The sequence below is a fragment of the Limnobacter sp. genome, assembly GCF_046297615.1.
Classification (GTDB): Bacteria; Pseudomonadota; Gammaproteobacteria; order Burkholderiales; family Burkholderiaceae_B; genus Limnobacter.
This window is the reverse complement of record NZ_JBKBHM010000005.1, coordinates 190,868-214,352: the sequence shown is the minus strand read 5'-3', so window position 1 is coordinate 214,352 and position 23,485 is coordinate 190,868. Positions and strand designations below refer to the sequence as shown.

The window sequence follows — 23,485 nt, the reverse complement described above, 5'->3', positions numbered from 1 at the left end:
ATGTCATTCGAAACCACCCCCCTACCCAAGGTAAATTCAATCTATCGGATGCGAGGTGAGCAGTACCTGGTCGTCCATAGTTCAGAAGACCACATTCGACTAGAAGCCAGGACCATACGAAAAAAACTCAACCCGTCACCAAAGAAATTTGCGGAGCTTTTGCGTTCGGGTGAGTTGACGCTAATGAGCGATGTGGCAATGCCGGCTCATATTCCTGCTGTACATAACTTAAGCGAACCGCAGAAGAAGCGGTTTGACAAACGCCGCTTTTACCTTGATGCCGTGATGGCTGAGACCAACGGCAACTTGTCACGTATTCATTTCAAAGAGGTGATCGAGAAAGCGGCGCAAGCATTCGGGGACAATAAGCCTCCGAGCTACGCCACGATCGTCCGTTGGCGCAACAGTTATCTAAGCGGCGACCGGACCAATCGAGCGCTTCTTGATCGGCATGTGTTTATCAAAAAGCGTGAGGATCGCCTGGATAAATCGGTCGAGAAAATCATCGAGATGGTGGTTGAAGACGTCTTGTTGAAGCCTGAGCGACCTTGCGAAAGATATGTCCACAAACTCATCCAGGCAAAGGTTCGCGAGTACAGCGAAATCCTTGGTGAAGAAAACTACCTTCGCCCTCCATCACTGAACACTGTCCGCGCTCGAATTGATCGCCTGGACGTGATGTACAAGATCGAGAGACGGCATGGCAAGTACGCTGCCATGAAACGTAACCAGCACGGCGGAAAGATCTATGTAGGGGACTGTATCGGTGAACGCGTGGAGATGGACAGCCAGATTGTTGATGTTCTCGTGTGGGATGAGATGCACGGAGTTACATTGCGCCCACGCCTCACACTTGTCATGGATACGGCATCCCGCTGCGTTCTTGGGTGGGATCTTTCCTTAAACAATGTGTCTGCTGCAAAGTCGATGGCTGCGCTCAGGGATGCAATGACACACGATGATTTTTGCGAAACCAAAGCCATTCCTCACAAATTGTACGTGGATAACGGGTGCGAGTTTGTCAATCAAGCGCTCACGGTTTCATGTGATTTGTTGGGTATCACGCCTGTGTATTGTTCGCCCAAAAGCCCAAATCAGAAGCCACATGTTGAGCGACTTTTTAAGACGTTTAACGATGGCTTTTTTCACAATCTTCGTGGTACTACCAAGTCCAACCCAGCACAGCGGGGTGACTATGCTTCACAGGATGAGGCTCGGTTAAGAATCGAAGATTTGCGCCTTTATTTTCGGAGGTACGTTCATGAGGTCTACCACCTCACTGAACACTCCAGTCTCAATATGGCGCCATTGGATAAGTGGCGAGAGCTGACCAACGTCAACCAACCACGGACGTTGGCTGCGAGCGAGACGGAACACCACTTTTTCATCCCCAAGGAAGTGACCATCAATCATGGCCGCGTGCGGGCATTCAACATCGAGTGGACAAGTCCGGGACTTCCGACAATACAGGAGAAGGTATCCAGGAGCCGGACAAAGCGGAAGGTGAAGCTGATGATTAATCCAGACAGTATTGGAATAGCGTATGTGTTGGATCCCGCCAATCCGCACTTACCGCAGCCAGTGCGTTGCATTGAGCCAGAAATTTATCACGGTTGGTCCCTTCGTCAGTGGAGGTGGGTTCAAGAGCAGGATCGAGCAAACGCCAAGGGCTCGTCTCTCCAGGATTCACGTCGACTATCTCGGGCTCTTATACAAATTCAGGAAGGGCTTACGCAGGCCACAAAATACAACAAAGACAGGGGTAAGCGCAAAAGAGCTGCGCAGCAGTCGATCTTAGAAATCCAACCCAACATCGATAAGCCGGAGGCGTCTATGCGAGGGATTATAAAGGTCGCAGCAAGGCCAAAGCGGGAGCTCGTAGAGCCGTCCACAACAACTTTTGCTGTGTCGTCGATCTCCGTAGATTCTGCCTCTGAACCAAGCCTTGAGATCGGCACAAGCCCGCCTGCCCAAGTCATTGAGGCCTCCTCTAGGCCGGACACTATTTCCACAACAACCGTTCCCGAGCCGATCCTGGCTCCTACTCCCGCATTGGGTGACTCCATTGTTGAATCTTTAGACGATGGACCTCTTTTTAGTTCATCGGTCTTCATAAGGAAAAAACATGACTGAATCTGAAAAGAACGCCTTGGCCAATTTCTCTGGTCTAGTCATTGCCCATTCATCCTTTAAGCGTGCATACGACACCATTCTTGAGGTGATTGAGTTCAACAAGATCAATCAAGCCCCTGAGCCTCAGAGTGTCCTCGTATTGGCGGAGTCCGGGGAGGGGAAGTCCACCCTGTTTACGCATTTGACGAACACTCTTCCGAAGCGGTACGAGGTTAAGGAAGGACTGGATATTGTGTCCAAGATACCCTTCTTTAATAGTTCCATACCCACCAATGCAACGCCAAGCACCATGGCGCAAGAGCTATTTGCATCTATGGGAGTCGGTGATCGAAATAAACATGCTGCGGAACAGCGCATCAAAGTCGCATTAAAAAAGGCAGGTACACAAGCCATTTTTTATGACGAATTAAACAACATCGCTGGCAGTAAAACACCCCACAAGATCGGGTTGGCCCGAGGATACATCCGTGACTTGATCTCGTCATCGGGGGTGATGATTGTCGGTTTTGGTTTGCCTGAATGTGAAGAAATTTTCCTCGCGGAGGCTCAAGTCCGAAAAAGATTTCCCTGGGTTGAGCGGATGACCCCCTTCGAATTTGATCTTGATCCGAAGTCCGAGTTTTGCATTGTAGTGAAGACACTAGAGCAAGCGATTGCTCAGTCTAGGCATCTTTATGTGCAAATCGAACCACGAATGAATGAGGGATTTCTCACCTCTTTATATGCCACCACTGGCGGCTCTATCAATGCAATCAAAAAGCTTTACGAGCAGGCCCTAAAAAATGCATTTGACGGAGACCACATCCTCAACACAGAAAAGTTCTCGATTGCTGCCGACAGAATGAGATTCCCAACATCGATTTCAAGGAACGGCTTCAGAGAAGACCGAAAGATATGTCTCACCATGATTGCTGATCGCTGTTACGCCCGCCGTTGAAAGGAGCAACAAGATGCTGGTCAAACCCATACCCCAAGTAGAAGAGAGTCCCAAAAGTCTGCTGTCACGATATGCAAGCGGGAATTTCTACCCCAGTGTCCGGTTGGCATTGGGTGTTCGTGAGGAGAACTCGCGTAACTCGCGCGGATTTTTGTTCGGCGGGCTTAATGAAGTAAAGCATTTTGCTTCGCAGCTAGAGGGCTCTATGCAGGTAGATCTTGAGAAATGGTTTTACGGCCAGGCTGCAGGCTTCACCGATGAGAGTCCTGTGATTTGGAACGGTTGTGAGGTTCCCTGGGATTTTTTTATCCCCAGCCGGGTGAGGATCTGCCCATGCTGCATTGGTCACGGGATCGTCCATCAGAGTGCTGACTTTGGCTTTTTCTCATCATGCCCCATTCATCGGGTCAAGTTACACGACGTTTGTGGGGGCTGTAAGAGAAGCATTCAATGGAGCCATGGAAGCATCGATCGTTGTCTACACTGTGATTTTCAGTTCAAAGCCCTAGAAGAAGTTCCGGTTAGTAGACCGAGCGAGAATCTGGTCATGGACTGGGTGCGCTCAGGTGATAAAGAGTCTTTCAATCGTTGTATGAGCTTTTTGCGCGCACTTCGTAGTTTCTACTCTAAGGAAGTCTTTCAGTCAGGCGTATTGCTGGATGTCGCGGTTAAGCTCAGCCAGGGGCAAGCCGCCGGGCTTCTCGAACTGCTCGCACCTTTGTATCCCCCTGGTATTGTTCCTCATCGCCTAATTCTGGCTCCGCTGTTTCTCTCCTGTGGATCCGATTCCGAGGACATCAAGAACAAGCTCGCTGCGCTGTTTCCAGGCGTCGTCCGTAGAAGTGGATCGGGGGGCTCGAATCCGTCTCCGGGTAAGCAGCATCTCAGGGTACATGAGGTGGAGTTTGCCTTAAACATTTCTTCCCAGACTCGAAGAAAGCTTGTCGAGCATGGCTTTTTGAATGATGCGCAGAAGCTGAACGGACTTCGCCAGGTCGCTACTGCTTCAGTCATCAAGTTTTTCAGTCTGCTTAATGGGTCAATGATCCAGTCAGTCACTTCCCCCATGGAAAAATGGGATCGCTTTGGGGCCAGCGTTCTTAACAATACATTGCTTGTTTCGCAGGGAAAAGCGACGCTTAACCTGCATGACTGGTCCAACGGGTGCGCTGGTCTTTGGATCAAGCCAATCGTAAAGAACCCAAGGTCAAAGCCCGATGGTCTACTGAATATCAATGACTTCGCCAAGGCTGCCAACACATATCCCGATGCCATTCGCAGAGTGGTTAAAGCGGGTATCGTTTCGCCAGATCCGCGTGAGAACTCGAAAGCAGGGGCAGGGTTCACGCCCGAGACTGTGGAATCGTTTTGTAAGCAGTATTGTTTCTCCAGCGAGATTGCTCAGCAAACTCAGATGGGTAGAACGATCATCAGTGCTGTGCTATCAAGCGTGGGCATTGAGCCCATTTCTGGCCCCAAGGTGGATGGAGCGCTAGTTCCTTTGTATAAACGGTCTGACCTTGAAGGTCTGGATGTCCGCGCCCTCATTGAAAAAAAGGAATATAAAAGCAACGCTGGGCGTAAGAAAGAGGGAACCGTGTTGTACGACAGCGAGACATGGATGGCTTCAAAGGAGGTTTCTGCCATATTGGATTTTTGTCCGCTTGAGCTTAGCTCAGCAGTTTCTCAAGGGTATCTAAAAGTCGGAGTTCCAGACGGTCGGGAGAGTGACAATCATCGCTACTACCTGCGGACAAGTGTCGAGGCTTTCAGGCAACTCATCGATTCCGCTATCCCTATCTCCAAAGTCCCTGAGAAACTTGGGATTTCAAAAACGGAGTTCTACAAGCGATTTGTCTACAGTAATTTCGTGCAAATCATGAAGGTCGGTAAGCAGTCCTGGTTGCCGGCAGAGGACTTTCTTCGTGCTGAACAAGACTGTCAGCTCTACGTGGGAACCGAAACCGCCACCAAGCTAACTGGTGCACCATTCCGACATTTCCAAAACCTCATCAATACCGATCGAATATCAAAGGTCTCGTCCAGTGAAACCATCACCGCCACGTGTTTCAACTTGATCCGCAGACGAGACATCGCGATTCATGCAGTGAAAGCCCCAGGCTCTCAGCTAAAGGCAGGCCTGACGGACGAGGTCGAATCACGCAGTCTCAAAATAAGCTGATTTTCGGTCTCAAAATAAGCTGAACACAATGTTAAATCGATTGACAATCAGTCTCAATTTTAGCTGAAACAGCAAACCACCATTCTCCTGGAATCTGCTGTCCAGATCTCCGAAAAATAATCCCGATTTCATTCGCACTGACTCACGAACTAGGCTGGTCCTTGCTCTGCCGGGATGTGCTTTACGAAGAATTCCGCTGTCTGGAGCAACGAAGTCCGTTTTTCAGTCTCAAATTAAGCTGATTTTCAGTCTCAAATTAAGTGTTTCTTTGGGGTGGAATTCGACAAAAATTGACATTTAGTCGCATTCTTTAAGGGGAGGGTGGGGGAGTAACTGATTGAAAAGACTAGATTTTGAGTCGCAGATTAAATTGAAACTTACGTTAATCGCTCAGAGTTATTCGGCTGATTTCAGCCTGATCAAAAAACCCGGCCACAAGCCGGGTTTTTTGTTGCCCCATCGTGTGTACTTACTGAAGTACTACAATGTTTGGTGTGCGTGCATACAGACGCGCACAATGGTTCAGGAATTGGTTGAAGCCAGGGCTCTCCATCTGAATGGGGCGAACATACAGGGTTTCCAGGGCGGGCACTTTTCTCGCTAATGAGACTGTAAACCCAAGAGTGAAGGGGTCTGTAGAGCAGTTGGACAAGTCGAGTCGCTTCAGACCTTTGAATGTGGTTGACGATAAAGGCTCCCTCATTAAGTCGGCCAATGACCACGTGTCATTCGGCGTGAGGACTTTGATTTGTTCAACCCGACGACCTAGACGACCAAGCAAGTTAGAAATTCTGATGTTGGTATTGCTCACATCCAGTGATTTGCACTGACCCAGCAATGTGGGAATTGACTGGCAGGCGTCCTCGGATATGTAGCAGTTTTTCAGTATCAATTCGTTGATGCCCGCCTTGTTTGTTGCGCTCTTGCGCCGGTGTTCTGCAATGCGATTGGTTAACTCAATGATCGCTTGGCTAGGGTTCTCGCAATTCACCAATTCAAGCTTGGTGAGCTGATCAAGCTTGGTGGACTCAAGCATGCTCACCAAATTGTCAGGAATCGCTTTGTTGTGCCAGGCCAAGCTTTTTAGCTCAGTCCACTCGTCGATCGGACGGAGAATATTTTCATCGCCCAGTTGTGAGACGATTTCCGCGCGTCGATAATCCATAGTGGTTCCGCCAAGGCCCACCTTACCTTGACCGAGTGTGCGATTCAGTGCCGCTTTGATTTGATTGATCGCCATTTTCAAACGTGTGGAAAAACGTATGGGTTCACTGTGGGTGCCTTTTTTTGAAGGACTAAGGCGATCCGAGAAGATCAGCTTCTTGAGACTATTGAGCAAATCATCAGAGGCATTGGATTCTGGTTCCTGCTCTGTGACTGTGTTCTCTGTACTCATGCCGCCCAGTTTGAGGTCCAATTCAAAGCTGGATCGCAGTTCTTTTAATGGACGCAGTTTCTCCGGGCTCCAGGGCCCTTTGATGGAGACCTTTGTTGCTGTCGGGAACGCCGAGACAGCTTGTTCCAATGCCTCCACCGGGCATTGAATGCGATTGACCAAAGGATAAGAGCTGTGTTGTGTGGTCACATGCATAGCCTTGCGCATGTGCCTGCAAGTGCTTCGCACGTTCAGCAAGGCAGCCATGTTCAGGTCCCGACCAATCTGATCCCACAGCACGGCCGGTAGGGCTGGCAGTTCAGCAGGCGAGGTGCCCGTGCTTGCAGGCGATGACAGTGCAGCTTTATTTAACTCAGTGAACACCACATGTGCGAAAAGCCCCAGAGGGTTGGCGTAGGTCGCGTGATCAGTGGCAGGTTCAATCAACGCGCTAATCATCGGAGCGCTGTTAATTTCTGGTGTCGTTGCGTTTGAGCCAACGGACGAATCAACATGGCCTGGGGATGGAGTGATCATCGTAAGTCGCCGGGCGTCGGTGAAACCAATTAACCCCTTCAGTGGGCAATACTGACGGAATGGTTCACTTTCTGGCTCAGATAATCGCCTCAGGAACTTCGATCTGTTTGTCGCCACTCAAGCCAGTTGCATTTGCGCCATGCTTTCCGGGGCGGATGCTGATTCATGAAGGCGGACCACTCATGCACCCAGTCCCTAGTTACTCCGGCAGTACTTCAACTTTCGGTGTAGATGACCAATTTGGCGATGTCGCGTCAAGCGGCGCAGTGCAAGTGGCTCCAGTACCTGTCCCTCATCAGTCACAGCAAATAATTGGCCTCATTCGGGATGTTGACTTGCAACTTAAGCGGGCCATTACAGAGACTTGCCCGAATAGCCTGACTATTCAACAAGCGTCATGGCGATGCGATGTGGAGATTGAGCAGCAAAACCCGCTGGTGTATTACGACATTGAAAAAATGACGCACAGCAACCCACCCGAGGTTGTTCAGGCGGGGTATTGCCCGGCGCATGTGTATCTGAAGCGAGAGCTGGTTGAGTTCGCGAGAGGTCAACTCAGCAACGAGGGTCGAACATTTGTGGCTGCATTAATTGCAGACGGCTTGATCCTTTTGAGTATGCTCACGCCTGATCGAACGTACCCCTCGTTGGTCGATCTTGACTGTAACTCACCTGATCAGCGGGCCCAGATTCTCAACATCAAGCGCCATAACAACAAACAGATGCTCTTGGGGGAGCCGATGATGATGGATGACCCATTTTCTGCACTTGACCATTTGCATGCTGTGGGAGTTACAGAAGATGCCAAGGCACAGTTTTTATCTGCACTTGGATGTTTTCTCGCCCAAAACCACCAAACGAACTTAAGCAATGAATAACCAACCAATCAATTCAGATCTGGCTCAACTTCCGCCCCAACAGGCCAATGCGGAACAACACGTGTCAACATGCCAGAGCGCAGCAGAAAGCGGTGCCCAGGCCCGCCGGGCCCAAACTGCCATGGTGGCTTTGTCTCGCCCTGTGAATAGGGGTGGGGTGTCATACAAAGCAGCTGGCAAAGGTGGTCAGCCCGAAGTCACAGGCAGACGCTTACCCAAAGGCACGTACACGACGGTCAGCCTCAATGCTCATGAGACGTTTCAACGCGGAAAGCTGTCTCCTGCATCAACAAAATCCACAGCAAATGCCGATTACTTGGCCTCTAGAAAAGCATGGAACCAGTTGGTCAACGAGGGGAAGCTAATCGCGCAACCCGTGAATCAAGAGATTCTTGTTGATACGCTGAAGATTTGCCCCGAACACATCGGTGTTTACCGAGGCCCTTTGAATCCTGACTCCAATCAGATTGAATTGACACGATGTGTCTTCTTTTCACCGACTTCGGATACAGCGGATTTGTACAAAGGCAATATCGAGAGCCTGCTCAAGTTGATCTCTAAAAGCGATCAATCCCGTCTGAATCTGCTGACACACCCCACAAAAGAGGGAAACGACAGCAACGTGCTGATTACGGCCGTTGATGGGTCTTTGATCGCAAAGATTCTCAATAGGAATCAGTTGTGTAACAGTCGATTGCTGATCTCGCTATCGGGTGTCAGCTTTTCAAAGCGTTTTCGAACTCTAGATGGCGGGGCGGGAGGCAGAGAGGCATGTCATGTATTCACAATCCCGTCCTTGGACTATGACGAAAAAACCTCGACGGTCAGTGAGCGAAACTCCGGTTCGACAGAAACTCTCGGGACTGGCGTAATCCGTGGTCACTTGATTGGTGGTGGCTTAAATCTCAGACGTTTCTTTCGAGTCGACGGCAGCGAATCGGGTGTCGTCATAAATGGCGCACTACTGCGTGATATGGACACCGGGGTGCCGTTCACTATTCACACAACAAAGATGGACAGCTTCAGAACGGAAGTTGAGGAGGAGCTGATAAGAGTCACTGATATCTTGAAGGACCCCAAAGACACCCGTCCATTGTTTGTTCAGCCTGGGTTTCAGGATGCGCTTTACATTTACTACAAGCACCAGCATGACAACAACATTGTACCGATATTCCTGCCACACGGTAACGCCATATTAGAGACCAACAGGTCTCACCGGCATGGTTACTCTCCAGTAATCTTTAGCCGGGCATGTTCTGAACAGTCCACGTTTGCCCTGTTAACGGCACTTGGTCGTAGGCAACGCCAGACGAAGCACTCTGGCAGCAGTTCCGCGGGTGCATCGTCAAGTGCGGCGGTAAGCACCGTTTCCCAAGTTGATGATGGCTCGCATGTCGATAAACTGAAGATGCTGTCTACTAAGCATCCGTGTACTCAGTGTTTGATGTCGATCGTTCATAGTTCGAAAATCCTCCTGACCAATTGCGGCTTCGACCTCACCGCCCTGCAGATTGCTTGGGCAAGACACTTCACAGAGGAAGGGGTCGGGAATTCCGAGCGGAAAGTCGAAATCGAGCCCACCCCGGCTGGCAGCAGCTCGGCAAGACCCGTAAATCCTAGGTCTGGTGTATCGGGGGCGGATGCATCGGGAACGAGTTCGTCCAATAGGCTGTCCTTTGCTGAGAGGTTGAAACAAGCCGCTTAATTTCGTCCGAAGCAAGTCAGTATTTGAAGTTGGGTGATCAGGTTCTGCTCGTGCCCACTGCGGCTTGATTCGGGGCTAACGGGGTTTGTACTGCGTTGGGCAATGATGCCGGTTAACTTCGCCACTGCGCAGTTTTACATGCTTGGTGGTGCGTCCGGACATGCGCTTGCGCCACATGCGAAAGCTCGAGGCTTTCATTTGGCTGCGCATCAGTTCGATGACGGCCGATTCATTCAAGCCGAACTGCTGTTCGATGGCTTCGAAAGGGGTGCGGTCTTCCCACGCCATTTCGATGATGCGCGAGATGTCTTCGTCGGTGAGCTTAGTGGGCATAGTGGTCTGACCGATGCTGCGTCAGCCGACAGGATAACCAAAAAATGGGTGTTGAGGACTGCTTGCTTACTTGGGTTCAAAATAAACAGCCGTTAGATGACGCGTCCCTTTGCCGGACACTTCCAGACTGATTGACCCCCAATTGCTTGGGTAGCCAAACACGGTGGCTTCATCGATCGCCCTGCCTCGGGGTGCTTGCAGCAAAGTCAGTTCGGGTAGTTCTGTACGAAGCGAATCAAAGGCCAGACCTGGTTCAGCCAAGTAAACACTCAAAATGCCCTTAAAGCGCCCGCGAGGCCCAGGCAGGCGAAGTTCAGCCCGTTCAATTGCAAGGTTTGGAATGCCTTTGGCTTGAGCGCTTTCGTAGACCAGGGAGTACTCGTCACTGAGCGTTAAATTCTGGATGAATTGAGAATTCAACAACACGTTAAGCTGATCCACCGCAAGCCCAGATTGACTGGTGATGGTGTGGATCAGCGATTTCAGTGGTGCGGCGTTGTTCATGGTGCTGCGCTTCCGGGCGTGGGTAACATTTGTCAGGGGGCACAAGGCCAAAGCCAGCAGGCTGGCCATTAATCGTCGCCTTACTCTAACGGCGTGGCTGTCGTCAGGGCTTGGTGTAATGCTGGTCATACCAGCCTCCATAATACTGTTCATAGGCTTGCCCGGTGGTCGAGGTTTTCTCACCCTGCCCGAACACTTGACCAATGTCGCGGATAGCCTTAGCCCTGTCCCCGGTGCGTTGGTAGGTGTCATAGATGGCGTTGTATTTCGCGTGGTTGCCCGTGTTGCCAGCAATGCCGATGTCTGGCCCACCGTTGGCTTTGATTTCGCGTTGAACCTGAATATTCATGAGGGTGGCGGCACCCTCGTCATCAAGCATACTGTTCAGGAATTCTTGTCTGCTGCGGGTATCAATGGCTTTGGGGTGTTTGGCGTGGCCCACTTCATGGGCCAATGTTTGAACCAATGCTTTTGGATTCTGCTTTAAGTTTGGATCTAACGTAATGATTTTGCCCCTGATCGAAGAGCCCCCACCTGGGGTGCCGAAACGAATCTGATACCCCGCCGCGCGAAGTTCGTCCAGGTTTTTGGTCAGTGTGGGTGACTTGGCCACCAATTCATCCACACTTTGCCCCAGCCCGGTGTTGGGTTGCTGGCCACCGGCCGAGCCTGAACTGCCAGCCGGTGCTGGAGCGGTGGCACCCGCCGCGACAGCAATCAGTTTGGCGCCACAGCCTACGGTGTGCCCAGCCAACGCCAAGGGGCGGCCTTGGTCCAGCGCATTGGGCTGGCCTTCAACAATCGGAAAGAGGTGGGGTTTGCATAGGGGGCAGGTGACCATGTCACCGACGCGGGCAACGGGAATGCCGCCGACAGTGAAGTTGGGGCTGCCGGAGATGACCGTGCCGCCATGTGTGGTGGTGTCGCCTACCAGAACTTGGGCGTGACCGGCAACGCTGGGCCTGCTGGGCATGGGGGGAGGGCAATGGGGTGTTGGCTTACCTATTTGGTAACGCTGCGCTGCCTTTGGTTCTGCTCAGAACCGAACGTCAAGCAAGCTGGGTCAAGCCTTTGATTGTTTTCTAGTGGCTTTTGAGTTGTTTGCTGAGCCAGCGGTCCAGTTGGTTGGCGAAGGCTTGCCGGTCTGCATTGGACAAGGCGGGCGGCCCACCGGTGTCCACTCCACTGCTGCGCAAACTGTCCATGAAGTTACGCATGGTCAGCCGTTCTTCGATGTTGGCTTTGCTCAGCAATTCGCCGCGTGGGTCGATGACGGTGGCCCCTTTGGCAATCACCTGTGCGGCCAGCGGGATGTCTGCGGTGATGACCAGGTCGCCCGCATTGGTTTCTTGGGCGATGCGTTGGTCGGCCACGTCAAAGCCTTTGGACACCTGAATGGCTTTGATCCAGGGTGAGGGCGGGGTACGCATCATTTGGTTGGCTATGAGCGTGACAGGCACTTTGGTGCGGTCAGCGGCGCGAAAGAGGATTTCTTTGATGACCACAGGGCAAGCGTCGGCGTCGACCCAGATGTGCATGACTGGACCCGTTTGGGGAATTGGAAGGGTAGAAGATTAACGGATGACTGACGAAGCAGGGAAGTGCGATACCGGATGCAGCACGCCTTTAAGGCTGCCGCACCAAGCATCAATTGAATATCACAGGACGCGAATGTTCGATGCCTGTTCGCCCTTTTGACCCATGGTGACATCGAATGTCACTTCCTGGCCTTCAGCAAGGGTTTTGAAGTCGGAGCTTTGGATTGCCGAGAAATGCGCGAACAAATCTTTGCCGCCATTGCTGGGGGTGATGAAGCCGAAGCCTTTGGAATCGTTGAACCACTTTACAGTGCCATTTGCCATGATTGAATCTCCTGAACAATAAAAAGGGGGAGTTGCCCCCAAAAGGGGCGACAGTCAAGAAGACAAAATAACGGAGGGAATGTACTGCGCAGGGCAGAGGAAAACCGGACAGCTAAGAAGGTACTTGAAGATCGCTTAGGCCACTATCCTCTCATTCCCTGTTGAACGCAAGACAATTCGGCTCGGGGGTAGGCTTGAGCTATGCTTTGGTTCAGGAGGAAGACATGACAACAACATCAAAACACACCCGCATCGCCTTCAGTGGCGCCCCCGGCTCACCCTACACACGCAAGATGCTGGCGCTGATGCGTTACCGCCAGTTGCCATACCGTTACTTGGTGGGCAACGACTTGAAGGCAGGCTTGCCGGTGGCCAAACCGGCGCTGCTCCCCACTTTTTATCTGCACGACGAGGCGGGAGTTTTGCAGGCTGTCACCGACTCAACCCCTTTGATTCGCAAGTTGGACGCGTTGAGCCCAGAACGCAGGGTGGTGCCCACAGACCCAGTGCTGGCCCTGCTGGATGCACTGCTGGAGGACTACGCCGATGAATGGATGACCAAGCCGATGTTTCACTACCGCTGGGCCTTTGAGGCGGATGTGGACCGGGCCAGCCGCATTGTGGCCCTGCCCATGAACATCAAGTGCAGCGAGCAGGAACATGCATGGATTGGTCAGGCTTTTGGTGGGCGCCAGGTTTCTCGCCTGGGTGTGGTGGGCTCCAACTCGGAGACCGGGCCTTTGATTGAGGCCAGTTACCGCCGCCTGCTGGGTATTTTGGAGCGGCACTTCAGTGTCCATGATTTTCTGATGGGCAAGCGCCCGGGGGCCAGCGACTTTGGCGTGTACGGGCAATTGAGCCAGTTGGCCTTGTTCGACCCAACCCCGATGGCGCTGACCTGCCAAGTGGCACCCCGTGTGGTGGCGTGGACTCAACTGGTTGAGGATTTGACTGGCCTTGAGCCCCGTGATGAGGATTGGCTGAATGTGTCAGGCTGCCCAGACACACTGCGCGAATTGCTCCACGAAGTAGGGCGCACCTACGTGCCGGTGATGCTTGCCAACGAACAGGCCCATTTGGCCGGAGTCAAGGAGGTCAACGCTGAGGTGGATGACCAGTTGTGGACCCAACAAACTTTTCCCTATCAGGCCAAATGCTTGGCCTGGTTGCGCCGGGATTACCGTGCCCTCAGCCCCGCTGACCAAGCCCAATTCATGGGCCTGATTCAGGGCACGGCGTGTGAACGGATATTCAGGGCTTGAGTCCCTGTACCACTGCTCAGTCCCCCGGGGTAAATTGGCGTGGTGGGCTATTCAATTCCGCCAGCCTGTGTCTTTCCAGCGTCCCGGGACTGGGGGGTGGGTACGGCGGAGTTGGAAAGCAGCGTTTGATAGTTTGACCAACCGTGAGACTTCCTAGGCATACGGACCAACCTGCCGCGCAGGCGGCCGCCGCCATCTTGTCGGTAGACAAGGCTAAAAGCACCGAACCTCCTACTGAAGCGGCGCAGACGCCGAGAATGCCCGTCGCACATGCAATGTCTTTGACGCAGTCAACTCGTCGATCAATTAAATCGTGCTGAGGTGTTCGTTCGCTCTGCATTGTCTGCCCGGTTGGCGCAGTCATTACCCCATCAATTCGCATCTCGTTGCCCCCAAATCACAAAGACCACTTGAGTACCTTGCCAGCCCTGGTGAGTTCCTATCTGACGTGGTTCTGGTGTTCATGACCTGTCAGGTCATCGTCTTCTGTACCCTGCAATGGCACACTGTGCGCAACAGGGAGAAGAATATGAACCCACAAGATTCCGGGCAGGTGCTAAAGCGCCTGCGTGAACAAAGCCGCATCAGCCAAGCGGAGCTCGCGCACCGGGTTGGCGTGTCGCAGCGCCACTTGAGTTGTATTGAAACCTCCAAAGCCCAACCCAGCCGTGAAATGTTGGTGGCCATTCTGGACGCACTTGAGCCGCCTTTGGCCGACCGCAACCAATCCTTCCTGGCCTTTGGTTATGCGCCGGTGTACCCCAGCCGAACACTGGAGGATGGGGCCATGAACGATGTGTCGCAGGTCATCGACCTGATGCTGAGCAAGCATGAACCCTTCCCCGCCATAGTGCTGGATGCGGACTGGAACCTGCTGCGTTTCAATGGCGGTGTGCTGAAGCTTTTCGAGTTGCTGGGCATGCCGGTGAGCGCACCGCAGGGCACGCCCAATTTGATTGAGTGGATGCTGGCACCCGGGGGGCTTTTGACCCGAATTGTGAACCGGGACGAGGTGGTGCCTTACCTGCTGCGGCGCCTTCAGGCCGAGGCCATGCATTTGCCGCAGCTGCAACCGCTATTGGCTTCAGTGCCACAGGCATGGATGAAGCAGGTCAGCGGTTTGCCCAGCCCGAAGTCGCCCACCTTGATCACGCGTTTTGGCGCTGTCGATGGGCAGGAGTTGGCGTTCATGACCACCATCACCACCTTTGGAACGCCCTTGGATATCACGGTGGAATCTTTGCGGATTGAATTGCTGTACCCCGTCAATGAGGCCGCACGTCTAGCGTTTCAATCCAATGAATTGCACACGGTGGGTTCGCTGCCCAAAGGGGTTTGATCATGATGCAGTTGTCCGCGATATGTATAGCAGTGGTGGGGGTAATTCACCTTTTGCCCTTGGTGGGGGTGTTGGGTGCCGAGCGTTTGAATGCCTTGTATGGCATCGCTGTGGGCGAACCCAATCTTGCCCTGTTGATGCGCCACCGCGCGGTGCTGTTTGGGCTGTTGGGCGGTGTGATGCTGGCCAGCGCACTGCATGCACCCTGGCGCTTGCTGGCCTACGGTTTGGCTTGGGTGAGTGTGGTGAGCTTCATGCTGCTGGCGGCAAGCCACCCTGGTTTGAATGCCGCCGTATTGCGCGTGGTGAAGGTGGATTGGGTGGCTGTGGTGTTCTTGCTGGTGGGCACGGCTGCGCTGTGGCGTGGCACTGACTGAAGGTTTTGATTGTTCAATGAAGGAGAGGGCAATGAAGTGGTTGAAACTATTTTTGGTGGTGGAGTTGTTGGCGTTGACGGCCTACACGGTGCTGGTGATTCAAGACCAAGGCTTGAACCTGCTGCCCCATTTTTTCGGGGCGATCGCGGCGGTTAATTGGCAGGGGCAATTCAACATGGATTTTCTGATTGTGTTGGCCTTGTCGGGCATTTGGGTGTCATGGCGGCATGGGCACAGCGCTGCGGGTGTGGTGCTCGGGCTGTGTGCAGCCACCGGTGGTGCCATGTTCCTGTGCGTGTATCTGCTGGTGCAGATTGCCCGTTGCGGAGGTGATGTGAAGGCTTTGTTGCTGGGGCAGCAGGCTACACGGGTTTAAACCATGGGCGCGACTGGCTTCACCGCTTTGCAATACACCTTCACCACAGGCTGGCCGGTGCTGTGCAGTTCCCGAAGGTGTTGAACCAATGTGGTGTTGGCAGTGGTGCCCTTGGCGGCCACCAGCAGGCCTTCATGGTTGACCAAGTCCCGCGTCAACACCATGCCCGGGATGAGTTGATGGCTGTCAACCAGTTGTTCATCATCCCGGGGGGCAGCTTCCAGTTTTTCAAGGGCCAGAGGCAGCGCGGCAACCACATCGGGGTCGTAACGTTTTCCGCTTGCAGCCAGAATGAATGCCAAGGCATCTTCTTGGGCCAATCGGTTGGCAGACAGCCAACCTTGCTGTAGTTCATCGAAGTCTTCGGCCACCGCCAGTACACGCGCACCTCGCGGAATACTCGTGCCGGACAGGCCATCCGGGTAACCTTGCCCGTCCAGCCGCTCGTGGTGATGGCGGATGTACAGCGCGGGGGTTTGCATGTCGGGCAGCGGCAGCAGGGCTGTTTGGCCTTTCACGCCATGTTTGGCCAAGGCCATGCGGTTCATCGGCTCAAGCAAGGTGAAGGGTGTGGTCAGCACCTTCTCGGGCAAGCCAATTTTACCGAGGTCGTGCAGCAGGCCTGCCACATGAATGTGGTGCACCTCCGATTCGGGTAGGCCCATTTCCATCGCCAGCAAACGGGCCAACTCACCGACACGTCGGCCATGGCCTGCCAGTGCGGGCGAGCTTAACTCCAGCAGGTTGGCGAACACTTTCACTGAACTGAGAAACTGGGCCTGCAATTCCTGATAGGCGTTTTCCAGGAACAAATTGGCTTGGGCAATTTCTGCGGTGCGCATGGCCACGCGCTGGTCCAGTTCAGTGTTCAGGTGTTCCAGTTCCTTCACTTTGACTGACAGCGATTGGGCTAGGTGATCCCGTTCCAGTTTGACGGTGTTCAGCGCGAAGGCATGACGAAGCACCTGCTTAAGCTCGGCATCGTCCCATGGCTTGGTGAGGTAGCGGTCCACATGCCCGCTGTTGATGGCGTCAATGGTTGAACTGAGGTCAGCGTGCCCAGTCAACAGCAGTTTGGTGCACAGGGGCACCACGCGGTGCACTTGGGCCAGCACTTGCGCCCCATTCATGCCAGGCATGCGCATGTCGCACAAAATGACAGCGGGCTTGCACTGCTTGGCCAGTTCTGCGGCCTGTTCAGGGTCGGAGGTGGATTCAATGTGCCATGCCTCTGTGCGCAGGGTTCTGCGCAGTGCACTGATGACGTTGGGTTCGTCGTCCACCAGCAGCAGGCAGGGTTGAGTGGTGTCGGTCATGTCAAGCCTCGCCCAGCATGGTCAGCAAGGTGTGCACTGCATGACGGGCCGCATCCAGTTCGTCATCGTCCACCGGGCAGGGGGCTGTTTGACTGCAATCAGTTTTGCAGGCCATTAACCTGCGCAATGTGTGGCTTTGTTGCAGCACACGGGTCAGAATGCCGGTGCTTTGTTGCGGCGGGTCGTATTGCTGTGCCACGGCATCCATTAACTCGTTGGGGAAATGCCAGGTGTGCAGCACCTCAGCGCCCAGTTGGGCTTGTTCACTGCATTGCACCACTTGCGCAGTGGTGCAGGGCGGGGTGTCTTGGCCTGTGCTGAACAGGTGAAGTACACGCTGGGGTTCTTGTTGCAGCAGCGCCAAAAGGCCTACGGCATGGAAAAGCCCAGCGCTGAAGGCTTCTGAAGCGGGCGCGCCAATGCGGCGTGCCACGTGCTCGCAGATGGCGGCCATCACCAGGCTTTGTCGCCAAAAGGGCTTGAGGTCAACCTGATTCCACGGCGGGCAGTTCACCACCCCGCGCAGCACTTCAACCTGCACCAGGCTTTTGGTTCGCGCCATGCCAAGCACCATCACGGCTTCTTCCATGCAGGCGATTTGTCCGCTGACGCCAAAGAATGGCGAGTTCGCCACATGCAGCAGGCGGGAGGTCAAACCCGGGTCAAGCTTCAGTGCGTTGGCCAATTCCTTCAGCGACAAATCGTCATTCTGAACCTTGGCCAGCAAGGCGGGTGACTGTGTGCTCAGCGCCGGTAAGGTCAGCACGCCGCAGAGGTGGCTCATGATGCGCTCCGCTGGCTGGGTGTCAGAAGCACCAGGCATCCCGAGGACCTGCTTTTGCCACCCATGGGCTTGAGGTCCACACGGACAGGCCCGTGGCCAAAGTCAAGTGTGCAGGCGCTGCATTGGGGTTGTGGGTCAAACAGGTGGTCGTCAATGGCGTCTTTCAACGGAAGTGGCAACACGTCCAGCGTTTGTGCAATCAGTTCGCCTTCCTGCAGGCCGAGCAGTTGCCCAGCCAAGGCATTGCTCCAGACAATTTCCGCATCCTGGTCCACACCCAGTATGCCCAAGGGCAACAGGTCCATCATTTCCTGCATGACGCAGGCCACCGAGGTGTCCCGTTCAATGCGCAGGTTTCGGTCTTGCAGTTCCTGCTCCAGGGTGTGGTTCAGTTGCAGCAGTTCGGCGTTGACCTCTTCCACTTCCCGTTGCAGCAGCAGGTTTTGGGTTTCAATGTGATGGCGGTGGAAGGCTTCCCGAATGTTGGCCCGAAGTTGGTCATCGTCCCAGGGTTTGGTCAGGAATTTGTAGATTGACCCTTCGTTGATGGCGTCTGTGACGCTACCCACTTCCGTGTAGCCGGACAGCATCAGCCTGACGGTCTGTGGGTACAGGGTTTTGACTTGGCTCAGGAATTCGGTGCCATTCTGTTCCGGCATGCGTTGGTCGGAGAGAATGACATCGATCGGATGGTGTTTGAGCACATCCAGCGCTTCACTGGCTGAGTGGGCGGTGTGCAATTGGTAGCCATCACGCCTCAGGGCACGGGTCAGCGAGCGAAGCACATTGTCTTCATCATCCACCAGCAGGAGGTGTTGGGGGCGCTCGATGGGCTCGACGCTGTTCATTGGGGGCTCCTCGTCCGGGGCGGTGTGAATGCCCCACAACTCTTTAACGGCAGTTTCAATCGAAAGTTAAATGGTTTCTTTCGATAGATTTTGCAGTTTTGAGCTACGGGTTAACCTGTAAGAAGAGGGGTGTTTGCCCCTGTGTTAAGCCTAAGCCCGGGTGCTGTCTTTACCACCCTGGATGGCCGCCTGCCGCTTTTTGCCAGCGGCTTTGAACAAACCGATGGCTTTGGCGCTAAGCGCGGGGGCCAAGTTGGCCAATTTGGCGGTGAGGCCGCGCGTGTAAGGCAGCATGACTTCCATCACCTGGGTGCGTTCGGAGTCCACAATGGCATCCACCACTTCCTGAGCGGTCAGCGCCCGGGAACCTGAGAAGGTCAGGGCGGTTTCGTCCTTGCCCATTTGAATGTCCAGCATTGGGGTTTGAACCGCATCGGGACAAATGGTGCTGACGCTGATGCCGTGGGCTTTCAGTTCCATGGCAATGGCCAGTGAGTAGGCCCGCACCGCAAATTTGCTGGCGCTGTACAGCGACAGGCCGGGCACTGGGGACAGGGCCGCCAGGGAGGCGATGTTCACAATATGGCCCTTGCCGACCTTTTTCATGTGCGGCACCACGGCTTGCACGCCAAACACCACACCTTTGACATTGATGTCCATGTGAAAGTCCACCTCGGCCGGGGTGGCAGCATCGCACCAGTTTTCTTTCAATACCCCAGCCACATTGCACAGCGTGTCGATGCGGCCCCAACGGGCCACGGTGTCCGCAACCACGGCCTGCCAGGCCTCAGGTTTTCGCACATCCAGGCTGTGCAGCGTTAGGCGGCTGACGGTGGCATCGGTCGCCAAGGTGTGTAACCCGTCCATGTTCACGTCACAAGCCACCACAATATGGCCACCACTCAGCAGTTGGCGAGCCAGCGCTTGTCCGATACCGGAGGCCGCGCCAGTGACGAGATAGACCTTGCTCATGCAGCCACCTTTTCAGGCACCGGCAGGGAGGTGGGCAGGGTGAGGCTGCCGAACTCGAGCTCGCCCATGCGAACCGTGGGTGTGGTGCCCGGGAAGAGGAAGAAACCATCCGATTCGGAACTGGGCATCATGTTGGGGAAGCGCTCGTCCTTGGGCCAGCGGCCTGCGATGGTTTTTTCCTGAACCATGGAAATGTACTGGTCGACCACATATTCCTGCGTGTTGCCATTGATGATGACTTCCGCTTGGGTTTGTCGGGCGTACTTGGCCAAGCCGGGCATGTTGGACTGTGAGGGCTCCCACGAGTCCAGCGCCACCCCGTTTTCGCTGGTGACCAGCAAGCCTTGTGGGGTGTGGGCCACGATGGAGTGATTGCCCTCGGTGTGCCCCTTGGTTTTGATCAATGCCACTGAGCCATCACCGAGGAACACGCTGTCTTCCAGAAGTTCAACCCGGTTTGCAGCAATGCCTGCAATGCCGGAGGGGCAATACCACTGGTTGTGCCACGGAATCAGAGCCTGTGTGCTTTCCCATTCCTCACGCATGATGAGCAGTTTGGCCTTGGGGAACAGGGCGTTGTACCCCTCGCCACCCAGCCAGCGGCGAAGGTTCTGGGTGTGCAGGTGGTCGTAAGTGATGTAGTCGATGTCTTCACCAGTCAGGCCCAGTTGTTCCAGACACTGCAGCACCGTGGATGTTTTCTTGAACAGCAACCGTTCCATCACGCCAGACAAAGGGCCAGCCTGTTTGTCCAGGTTCGCAAAGAATGGCACTTCGCGCTGGTTCTCCCAGTCAGACGGTCCAACCAGCAAGGTTTTCAGGCCTTCCGCGCTGTCGAACTGGATGACGATCATTCGGTTGCACAGGTGAACAAATGGGGTAGGGGCCGAATAGGCATTCAGGTACGCGAACTTGGTGGGGTAGGGCACGCGAATCAGTTCGAACGACTTGTAAAACTTCACTTGGGGTTTGTTGCGCATCAAGCCATGAAACTCTTCGGACGCGGCGCGGACATTGGCCACGCGGTCCATGGGCCTTGCTGCCTTGCGTGCACCGTCGAAAGTGCGAATAGGGGTGTGAATGCTGCTCATGCTGTCTCCGGTTTTATTTTGATGACGCTTGCCATCACTTTATTGAAAATTGTGTGTCCAGTCAACGGCAACGGCACGGTTTACAACATGGCTGGCACAATGCCGACATGCCTTGCTGACCTGTTGAGCCCTATGCCCTTTACGCTTCAAGCCCCTGTCCACAGCGAGCTGTTGATCAAAAAAAGCCGATTCATTGGCTGCATTCAGCCGGTGGAAGACCGCGCCCAAGCGCAGGCTGTGGTGGCCGCATTGAAAGCCGCGCACCCCGGTGCAGCGCATGTGTGCTGGGCGCTCTTGGCCGGAGGTCAATCTGCCGCGGTGGACGATGGCGAGCCCAGTGGCACCGCAGGCCGGCCCATGTTGGATGTACTGCGGCACCAAGACTTGCAAGGTGTATTGGCCACAGTAGTTCGTTACTTCGGCGGTGTGAAGCTGGGCGCGGGCGGGTTGGTCGGTGCGTACTCGGACTGCATTGCCCAAGCCGTCAAACAGGCGGTCAAAGTGCCCATCGTGGCGAAGACGGTGCTTCGGTTTGAAGTGCCGTATTCACTGGAGGGCTGGGTTCGCAGGCAACTGGCATTGTTCGACGCGGTAGCCTTGCAGGTGCATCATGCCCAAGGCGTGATATTCGACATTCAACTGCTTTTGCATCAGGAAGCGGCTTTTCGTGCAGCAGTGACTGCATCGTCGGCTGGCGTTGTGGTTTGGCATGCCAAAGCCCCATGAAAAAAGCCCGCCTCAGGTGGGGCGGGCTTGCACAACACGACCGTCCAGGGTGAAGACGGAGGCGCTCAGTCTCAGATCAGTTCCAGTTTTCGCTTTTGGTGGAACACTCTGAATCGGCAGGGTTGATCCCGCAACGAATCTTTTTCATCAAACGCAGGCCATTCTTGTCGTACAGGCCTTGTTCTGCGATCGATACGCGCGATTCACGCAACATGATGGTGTACTTGATCATGTTCTCGGGCAGCAGGTCGCTCCATGTTTTTTCGGGAATGGTTTTCTCGGCGCGCAGAATAATTTGCAGCGCACGGTCAAACTGGCTGAGCCAATACTGGCGGGATTTCAAACCAAAGCCATCGGGAAACTTGGCCGTGTTGATCACCATTTGGTAACTCAGAATCACGATAGGGAAGCGGTTCACCGCACCTTTGGTGCCGATGCCCCGGTAGAGTTCCAGCGGTTTGTAGGCGGCTGCGGGGGCCGCAATCATGTCCACTGCGCCGTTGTTGAATTTGCTGGCGAAGTTGGTGATGTCCGCCGACACGGGCTGGGCACCAATCTTCTGAATCATCACCGCTTGCGCCTTGTCGTAGTCGAACGCAGCAATCTTCTTGCCGGCCAAGTCTTCTACCGTGGTGATCTTCCTGTCATTCACCACTGGGTAGGCTGTGCCGAAGGGGATAATCCCGGCAATCTCATACTTGCCGTTCACGGTGAGCTTGCCCGCCTGTGGCTGGGCAAACAACTGAATGGCACGGCGCACCACTTCGTAGCTGGCGTCCATGTCCACTTTGTTGTTCTTCACGATGGACGACACACCGAGTGAATCCAGCACGGCGGTGGTGGCGTTGAACTGGCGGGTCCGAAAGCCTGTGGCAAACACGGCGTCGCATTCCCCGGCAATGAAGTCCTGCGTGGCCACGCGCTCGTCAGTGTAGGCGCGCAGTTCAAGGTCTGCCCCCAAGCCTTTGGCCGCGACCACAAAATCCTTCGACATGTTGTAGACGTCGCCAGCGGCGCCCAGCAGGTCGTAGACGCACAGTTTGGCTTTCATGGGGGTTTGGGCTAGGGCAGGCGAAGCTGCCAGGCTCAAGCCGAGACCAATCGCAGCAATCAAGGTTTTGGGGTAATGCATTCGGTGTCTCCCTCTGTCGATTTGTGGTTCTTATAGCCGCTGATTATTGCAGCAGCCGCCTTCGAAACCATTGATCGAAGAGGACAAAAACATCAGGCGGTTGCAGTGCCTGGATTGACTTTCACAAAGCGTTGCACGTGCTGCCCCTGAACTTCAATGACCTCAAAGAACACGGTCAGCGGGCGGCTCCACGCTTGCGCTGTGTTGCCCTGCAAAGGGCGGTACACCACGATGGGGCTGAGGTCAGCCTCGTTGATGGCTGCACAGATGATTTCATAAAGCCCGCCTTTGTAATGTTGATACAGGTCGCCGGGGTGGATATTCAAGTGCGCAGTAGATTCCATGGAAAATCCGAAAAAATAGAAAAGAATCAGGGGCTTGACAAACGTGTTTGGCAGTTTACCATGGGTTGAATTTGGTCAACGCTTTCCGCCTTGGAGGCCCTATGAGCAAACCCCGGAAGTGGACACTGAAGGACGTGCGCAAGTCTTTACTGGCCTGTGCACCCTTGTTTCACGCCCTAGGTGATGTGAACCGGCAGGAGATCCTGCTGCTGTTGGCCAAAGGTGTGCGAATGAATGTGGGAGAGTTGGCAGAGCATGTGGAGTGCGCCAGGCCGACCGTGTCCCATCACCTCAAGGTACTCAAAGAGGCAGGCTTGGTGGATTCTGAGCGCCAGTCGCGTGAGAACGTGTACTTCCTGGTGTGGGATGACTCGATTGCCCAATTGAAAAAACTGATTGACCAAGCGGAAGTCGCCTGCAGCTAAAAGTGCTGCAATGAAAAACAATTACACACAACGCGTTGATGTGTTTA

Annotated in this window: 24 protein-coding genes; 11 read left to right on the top strand and 13 right to left on the bottom strand. The window is 54.3% G+C overall.

What is annotated here, in order from left to right; genetic code table 11:
* Genes ACK4FF_RS11690 through ACK4FF_RS11680 form a run of 3 tightly spaced genes read left to right on the top strand, consistent with a single transcriptional unit; the run spans position 1 to position 5,252 of the window.
* Entirely contained in the window at positions 1 to 2,133 is a 2,133-nt protein-coding gene (locus ACK4FF_RS11690; RefSeq protein WP_409709259.1) for a hypothetical protein, read from the top strand.
* Positions 2,126 to 3,070, top strand: a complete 945-nt coding sequence (locus tag ACK4FF_RS11685; protein ID WP_409709256.1) for a TniB family NTP-binding protein — start codon at positions 2,126 to 2,128, stop codon at positions 3,068 to 3,070. Before ACK4FF_RS11690 ends, ACK4FF_RS11685 begins: the two co-directional genes overlap by 8 nt.
* Before the next feature lie 13 nt (positions 3,071 to 3,083).
* Entirely contained in the window at positions 3,084 to 5,252 is a 2,169-nt protein-coding gene (locus ACK4FF_RS11680; RefSeq protein ID WP_409709253.1) for a TniQ family protein, read from the top strand.
* Positions 5,253 to 5,721: 469 nt separating this feature from the next.
* Here the strand turns inward: ACK4FF_RS11680 and ACK4FF_RS11675 are convergent, their stop codons facing one another.
* The gene (locus ACK4FF_RS11675; RefSeq protein ID WP_409709251.1) at positions 5,722 to 7,164 is read right to left on the bottom strand and encodes a hypothetical protein; all 1,443 of its coding nucleotides are present in this window, start codon (positions 7,162 to 7,164) and stop codon (positions 5,722 to 5,724) included.
* A 59-nt stretch (positions 7,165 to 7,223) separates the two neighbouring features.
* Here ACK4FF_RS11675 and ACK4FF_RS11670 point away from each other — a divergent pair, with 59 nt between their 5' ends.
* A complete protein-coding gene (locus ACK4FF_RS11670) occupies positions 7,224 to 8,042 on the top strand; it encodes a hypothetical protein (protein ID WP_409709248.1) in 819 nt (272 codons plus the stop codon).
* On the top strand, positions 8,035 to 9,747 hold the full coding sequence (locus tag ACK4FF_RS11665) for a hypothetical protein (protein ID WP_409709245.1): 1,713 nt from the start codon (positions 8,035 to 8,037) through the stop codon (positions 9,745 to 9,747). Before ACK4FF_RS11670 ends, ACK4FF_RS11665 begins: the two co-directional genes overlap by 8 nt.
* Before the next feature lie 75 nt (positions 9,748 to 9,822).
* Here the strand turns inward: ACK4FF_RS11665 and ACK4FF_RS11660 are convergent, their stop codons facing one another.
* From ACK4FF_RS11660 to ACK4FF_RS11640, 5 genes are all read right to left on the bottom strand, one after another.
* A complete protein-coding gene (locus ACK4FF_RS11660) occupies positions 9,823 to 10,080 on the bottom strand; it encodes a TIGR03643 family protein (RefSeq protein WP_409709242.1) in 258 nt (85 codons plus the stop codon).
* A gap of 66 nt (positions 10,081 to 10,146) precedes the next feature.
* A complete protein-coding gene (locus ACK4FF_RS11655) occupies positions 10,147 to 10,713 on the bottom strand; it encodes a hypothetical protein (RefSeq protein WP_409709239.1) in 567 nt (188 codons plus the stop codon).
* Positions 10,688 to 11,557: a PAAR domain-containing protein gene (locus tag ACK4FF_RS11650; protein ID WP_409709236.1), complete on the bottom strand. Its 870-nt coding sequence runs from the start codon at positions 11,555 to 11,557 to the stop codon at positions 10,688 to 10,690. The genes ACK4FF_RS11655 and ACK4FF_RS11650 overlap by 26 nt, the downstream gene beginning before the upstream one ends.
* Positions 11,558 to 11,666: 109 nt before the next feature.
* A complete protein-coding gene (locus ACK4FF_RS11645; RefSeq protein ID WP_409709233.1) occupies positions 11,667 to 12,122 on the bottom strand; it encodes a YaiI/YqxD family protein in 456 nt (151 codons plus the stop codon).
* A 120-nt stretch (positions 12,123 to 12,242) separates the two neighbouring features.
* Positions 12,243 to 12,446: a cold-shock protein gene (locus ACK4FF_RS11640; RefSeq protein ID WP_409709230.1), complete on the bottom strand. Its 204-nt coding sequence runs from the start codon at positions 12,444 to 12,446 to the stop codon at positions 12,243 to 12,245.
* Between the two features lie 224 nt (positions 12,447 to 12,670).
* On the opposite strand from ACK4FF_RS11640, the gene ACK4FF_RS11635 reads away from it, so the two are divergent.
* The 4 genes from ACK4FF_RS11635 to ACK4FF_RS11620 all read left to right on the top strand — a co-directional run bounded on the left by ACK4FF_RS11635 (position 12,671) and on the right by ACK4FF_RS11620 (position 15,800).
* Positions 12,671 to 13,708: a glutathione S-transferase N-terminal domain-containing protein gene (locus ACK4FF_RS11635; protein WP_409709227.1), complete on the top strand. Its 1,038-nt coding sequence runs from the start codon at positions 12,671 to 12,673 to the stop codon at positions 13,706 to 13,708.
* Between the two features lie 529 nt (positions 13,709 to 14,237).
* Positions 14,238 to 15,047: a helix-turn-helix domain-containing protein gene (locus ACK4FF_RS11630; protein ID WP_409709224.1), complete on the top strand. Its 810-nt coding sequence runs from the start codon at positions 14,238 to 14,240 to the stop codon at positions 15,045 to 15,047.
* A 2-nt stretch (positions 15,048 to 15,049) separates the two neighbouring features.
* A complete protein-coding gene (locus tag ACK4FF_RS11625) occupies positions 15,050 to 15,424 on the top strand; it encodes a phosphopantetheine adenylyltransferase (RefSeq protein ID WP_409709221.1) in 375 nt (124 codons plus the stop codon).
* 31 nt (positions 15,425 to 15,455) lie between these two features.
* Entirely contained in the window at positions 15,456 to 15,800 is a 345-nt protein-coding gene (locus ACK4FF_RS11620; RefSeq protein ID WP_409709218.1) for a hypothetical protein, read from the top strand.
* Here ACK4FF_RS11620 and ACK4FF_RS11615 read toward each other — a convergent pair.
* The 5 genes from ACK4FF_RS11615 to ACK4FF_RS11595 form a co-directional block, all read right to left on the bottom strand.
* Positions 15,797 to 17,116: an HD domain-containing phosphohydrolase gene (locus ACK4FF_RS11615; protein WP_409709215.1), complete on the bottom strand. Its 1,320-nt coding sequence runs from the start codon at positions 17,114 to 17,116 to the stop codon at positions 15,797 to 15,799. The genes ACK4FF_RS11620 and ACK4FF_RS11615 overlap by 4 nt on opposite strands.
* A gap of 1 nt (position 17,117) precedes the next feature.
* Entirely contained in the window at positions 17,118 to 17,900 is a 783-nt protein-coding gene (locus ACK4FF_RS11610) for an HDOD domain-containing protein (RefSeq protein WP_409709212.1), read from the bottom strand.
* Complete coding sequence (locus ACK4FF_RS11605; RefSeq protein WP_409709209.1) at positions 17,897 to 18,748, bottom strand: response regulator; 852 nt, start codon at positions 18,746 to 18,748, stop codon at positions 17,897 to 17,899. The genes ACK4FF_RS11610 and ACK4FF_RS11605 overlap by 4 nt, the downstream gene beginning before the upstream one ends.
* 150 nt (positions 18,749 to 18,898) lie before the next feature.
* Positions 18,899 to 19,720, bottom strand: coding sequence for an SDR family oxidoreductase (locus tag ACK4FF_RS11600; protein ID WP_409709206.1), 822 nt, complete (start codon positions 19,718 to 19,720; stop codon positions 18,899 to 18,901).
* Positions 19,717 to 20,811, bottom strand: a complete 1,095-nt coding sequence (locus ACK4FF_RS11595) for a hypothetical protein (protein ID WP_409709203.1) — start codon at positions 20,809 to 20,811, stop codon at positions 19,717 to 19,719. Before ACK4FF_RS11595 ends, ACK4FF_RS11600 begins: the two co-directional genes overlap by 4 nt.
* 132 nt (positions 20,812 to 20,943) lie before the next feature.
* Here ACK4FF_RS11595 and ACK4FF_RS11590 point away from each other — a divergent pair, with 132 nt between their 5' ends.
* Positions 20,944 to 21,537, top strand: coding sequence for an IMPACT family protein (locus ACK4FF_RS11590; RefSeq protein WP_409709502.1), 594 nt, complete (start codon positions 20,944 to 20,946; stop codon positions 21,535 to 21,537).
* 76 nt (positions 21,538 to 21,613) lie between these two features.
* Here ACK4FF_RS11590 and ACK4FF_RS11585 read toward each other — a convergent pair whose 3' ends face one another.
* Complete coding sequence (locus tag ACK4FF_RS11585) at positions 21,614 to 22,669, bottom strand: putative solute-binding protein (protein ID WP_409709200.1); 1,056 nt, start codon at positions 22,667 to 22,669, stop codon at positions 21,614 to 21,616.
* 92 nt (positions 22,670 to 22,761) lie between these two features.
* Complete coding sequence (locus ACK4FF_RS11580; RefSeq protein WP_409709197.1) at positions 22,762 to 23,013, bottom strand: DUF1653 domain-containing protein; 252 nt, start codon at positions 23,011 to 23,013, stop codon at positions 22,762 to 22,764.
* Between the two features lie 101 nt (positions 23,014 to 23,114).
* Here ACK4FF_RS11580 and ACK4FF_RS11575 point away from each other — a divergent pair, with 101 nt between their 5' ends.
* Complete coding sequence (locus ACK4FF_RS11575; RefSeq protein WP_409709194.1) at positions 23,115 to 23,438, top strand: ArsR/SmtB family transcription factor; 324 nt, start codon at positions 23,115 to 23,117, stop codon at positions 23,436 to 23,438.
* Positions 23,439 to 23,485 lie beyond the last annotated feature (47 nt).

What these genes read in the sequence shown, in the direction of transcription:
- ACK4FF_RS11690 (WP_409709259.1), top strand. Translation starts at nt 1, where the DNA reads ATGTCATTCGAAACCACCCCCCTACCCAAGGTAAATTCAATCTATCGG.
- ACK4FF_RS11685 (WP_409709256.1), top strand. Translation starts at nt 2,126, where the DNA reads ATGACTGAATCTGAAAAGAACGCCTTGGCCAATTTCTCTGGTCTAGTC.
- ACK4FF_RS11680 (WP_409709253.1), top strand. Translation starts at nt 3,084, where the DNA reads ATGCTGGTCAAACCCATACCCCAAGTAGAAGAGAGTCCCAAAAGTCTG.
- ACK4FF_RS11675 (WP_409709251.1), bottom strand. Translation starts at nt 7,164, where the DNA reads ATGATCACTCCATCCCCAGGCCATGTTGATTCGTCCGTTGGCTCAAAC.
- ACK4FF_RS11670 (WP_409709248.1), top strand. Translation starts at nt 7,224, where the DNA reads ATGGTTCACTTTCTGGCTCAGATAATCGCCTCAGGAACTTCGATCTGT.
- ACK4FF_RS11665 (WP_409709245.1), top strand. Translation starts at nt 8,035, where the DNA reads ATGAATAACCAACCAATCAATTCAGATCTGGCTCAACTTCCGCCCCAA.
- ACK4FF_RS11660 (WP_409709242.1), bottom strand. Translation starts at nt 10,080, where the DNA reads ATGCCCACTAAGCTCACCGACGAAGACATCTCGCGCATCATCGAAATG.
- ACK4FF_RS11655 (WP_409709239.1), bottom strand. Translation starts at nt 10,713, where the DNA reads ATGACCAGCATTACACCAAGCCCTGACGACAGCCACGCCGTTAGAGTA.
- ACK4FF_RS11650 (WP_409709236.1), bottom strand. Translation starts at nt 11,557, where the DNA reads ATGCCCAGCAGGCCCAGCGTTGCCGGTCACGCCCAAGTTCTGGTAGGC.
- ACK4FF_RS11645 (WP_409709233.1), bottom strand. Translation starts at nt 12,122, where the DNA reads ATGCACATCTGGGTCGACGCCGACGCTTGCCCTGTGGTCATCAAAGAA.
- ACK4FF_RS11640 (WP_409709230.1), bottom strand. Translation starts at nt 12,446, where the DNA reads ATGGCAAATGGCACTGTAAAGTGGTTCAACGATTCCAAAGGCTTCGGC.
- ACK4FF_RS11635 (WP_409709227.1), top strand. Translation starts at nt 12,671, where the DNA reads ATGACAACAACATCAAAACACACCCGCATCGCCTTCAGTGGCGCCCCC.
- ACK4FF_RS11630 (WP_409709224.1), top strand. Translation starts at nt 14,238, where the DNA reads ATGAACCCACAAGATTCCGGGCAGGTGCTAAAGCGCCTGCGTGAACAA.
- ACK4FF_RS11625 (WP_409709221.1), top strand. Translation starts at nt 15,050, where the DNA reads ATGATGCAGTTGTCCGCGATATGTATAGCAGTGGTGGGGGTAATTCAC.
- ACK4FF_RS11620 (WP_409709218.1), top strand. Translation starts at nt 15,456, where the DNA reads ATGAAGTGGTTGAAACTATTTTTGGTGGTGGAGTTGTTGGCGTTGACG.
- ACK4FF_RS11615 (WP_409709215.1), bottom strand. Translation starts at nt 17,116, where the DNA reads ATGACCGACACCACTCAACCCTGCCTGCTGCTGGTGGACGACGAACCC.
- ACK4FF_RS11610 (WP_409709212.1), bottom strand. Translation starts at nt 17,900, where the DNA reads ATGAGCCACCTCTGCGGCGTGCTGACCTTACCGGCGCTGAGCACACAG.
- ACK4FF_RS11605 (WP_409709209.1), bottom strand. Translation starts at nt 18,748, where the DNA reads ATGAACAGCGTCGAGCCCATCGAGCGCCCCCAACACCTCCTGCTGGTG.
- ACK4FF_RS11600 (WP_409709206.1), bottom strand. Translation starts at nt 19,720, where the DNA reads ATGAGCAAGGTCTATCTCGTCACTGGCGCGGCCTCCGGTATCGGACAA.
- ACK4FF_RS11595 (WP_409709203.1), bottom strand. Translation starts at nt 20,811, where the DNA reads ATGAGCAGCATTCACACCCCTATTCGCACTTTCGACGGTGCACGCAAG.
- ACK4FF_RS11590 (WP_409709502.1), top strand. Translation starts at nt 20,944, where the DNA reads ATGCCCTTTACGCTTCAAGCCCCTGTCCACAGCGAGCTGTTGATCAAA.
- ACK4FF_RS11585 (WP_409709200.1), bottom strand. Translation starts at nt 22,669, where the DNA reads ATGCATTACCCCAAAACCTTGATTGCTGCGATTGGTCTCGGCTTGAGC.
- ACK4FF_RS11580 (WP_409709197.1), bottom strand. Translation starts at nt 23,013, where the DNA reads ATGGAATCTACTGCGCACTTGAATATCCACCCCGGCGACCTGTATCAA.
- ACK4FF_RS11575 (WP_409709194.1), top strand. Translation starts at nt 23,115, where the DNA reads ATGAGCAAACCCCGGAAGTGGACACTGAAGGACGTGCGCAAGTCTTTA.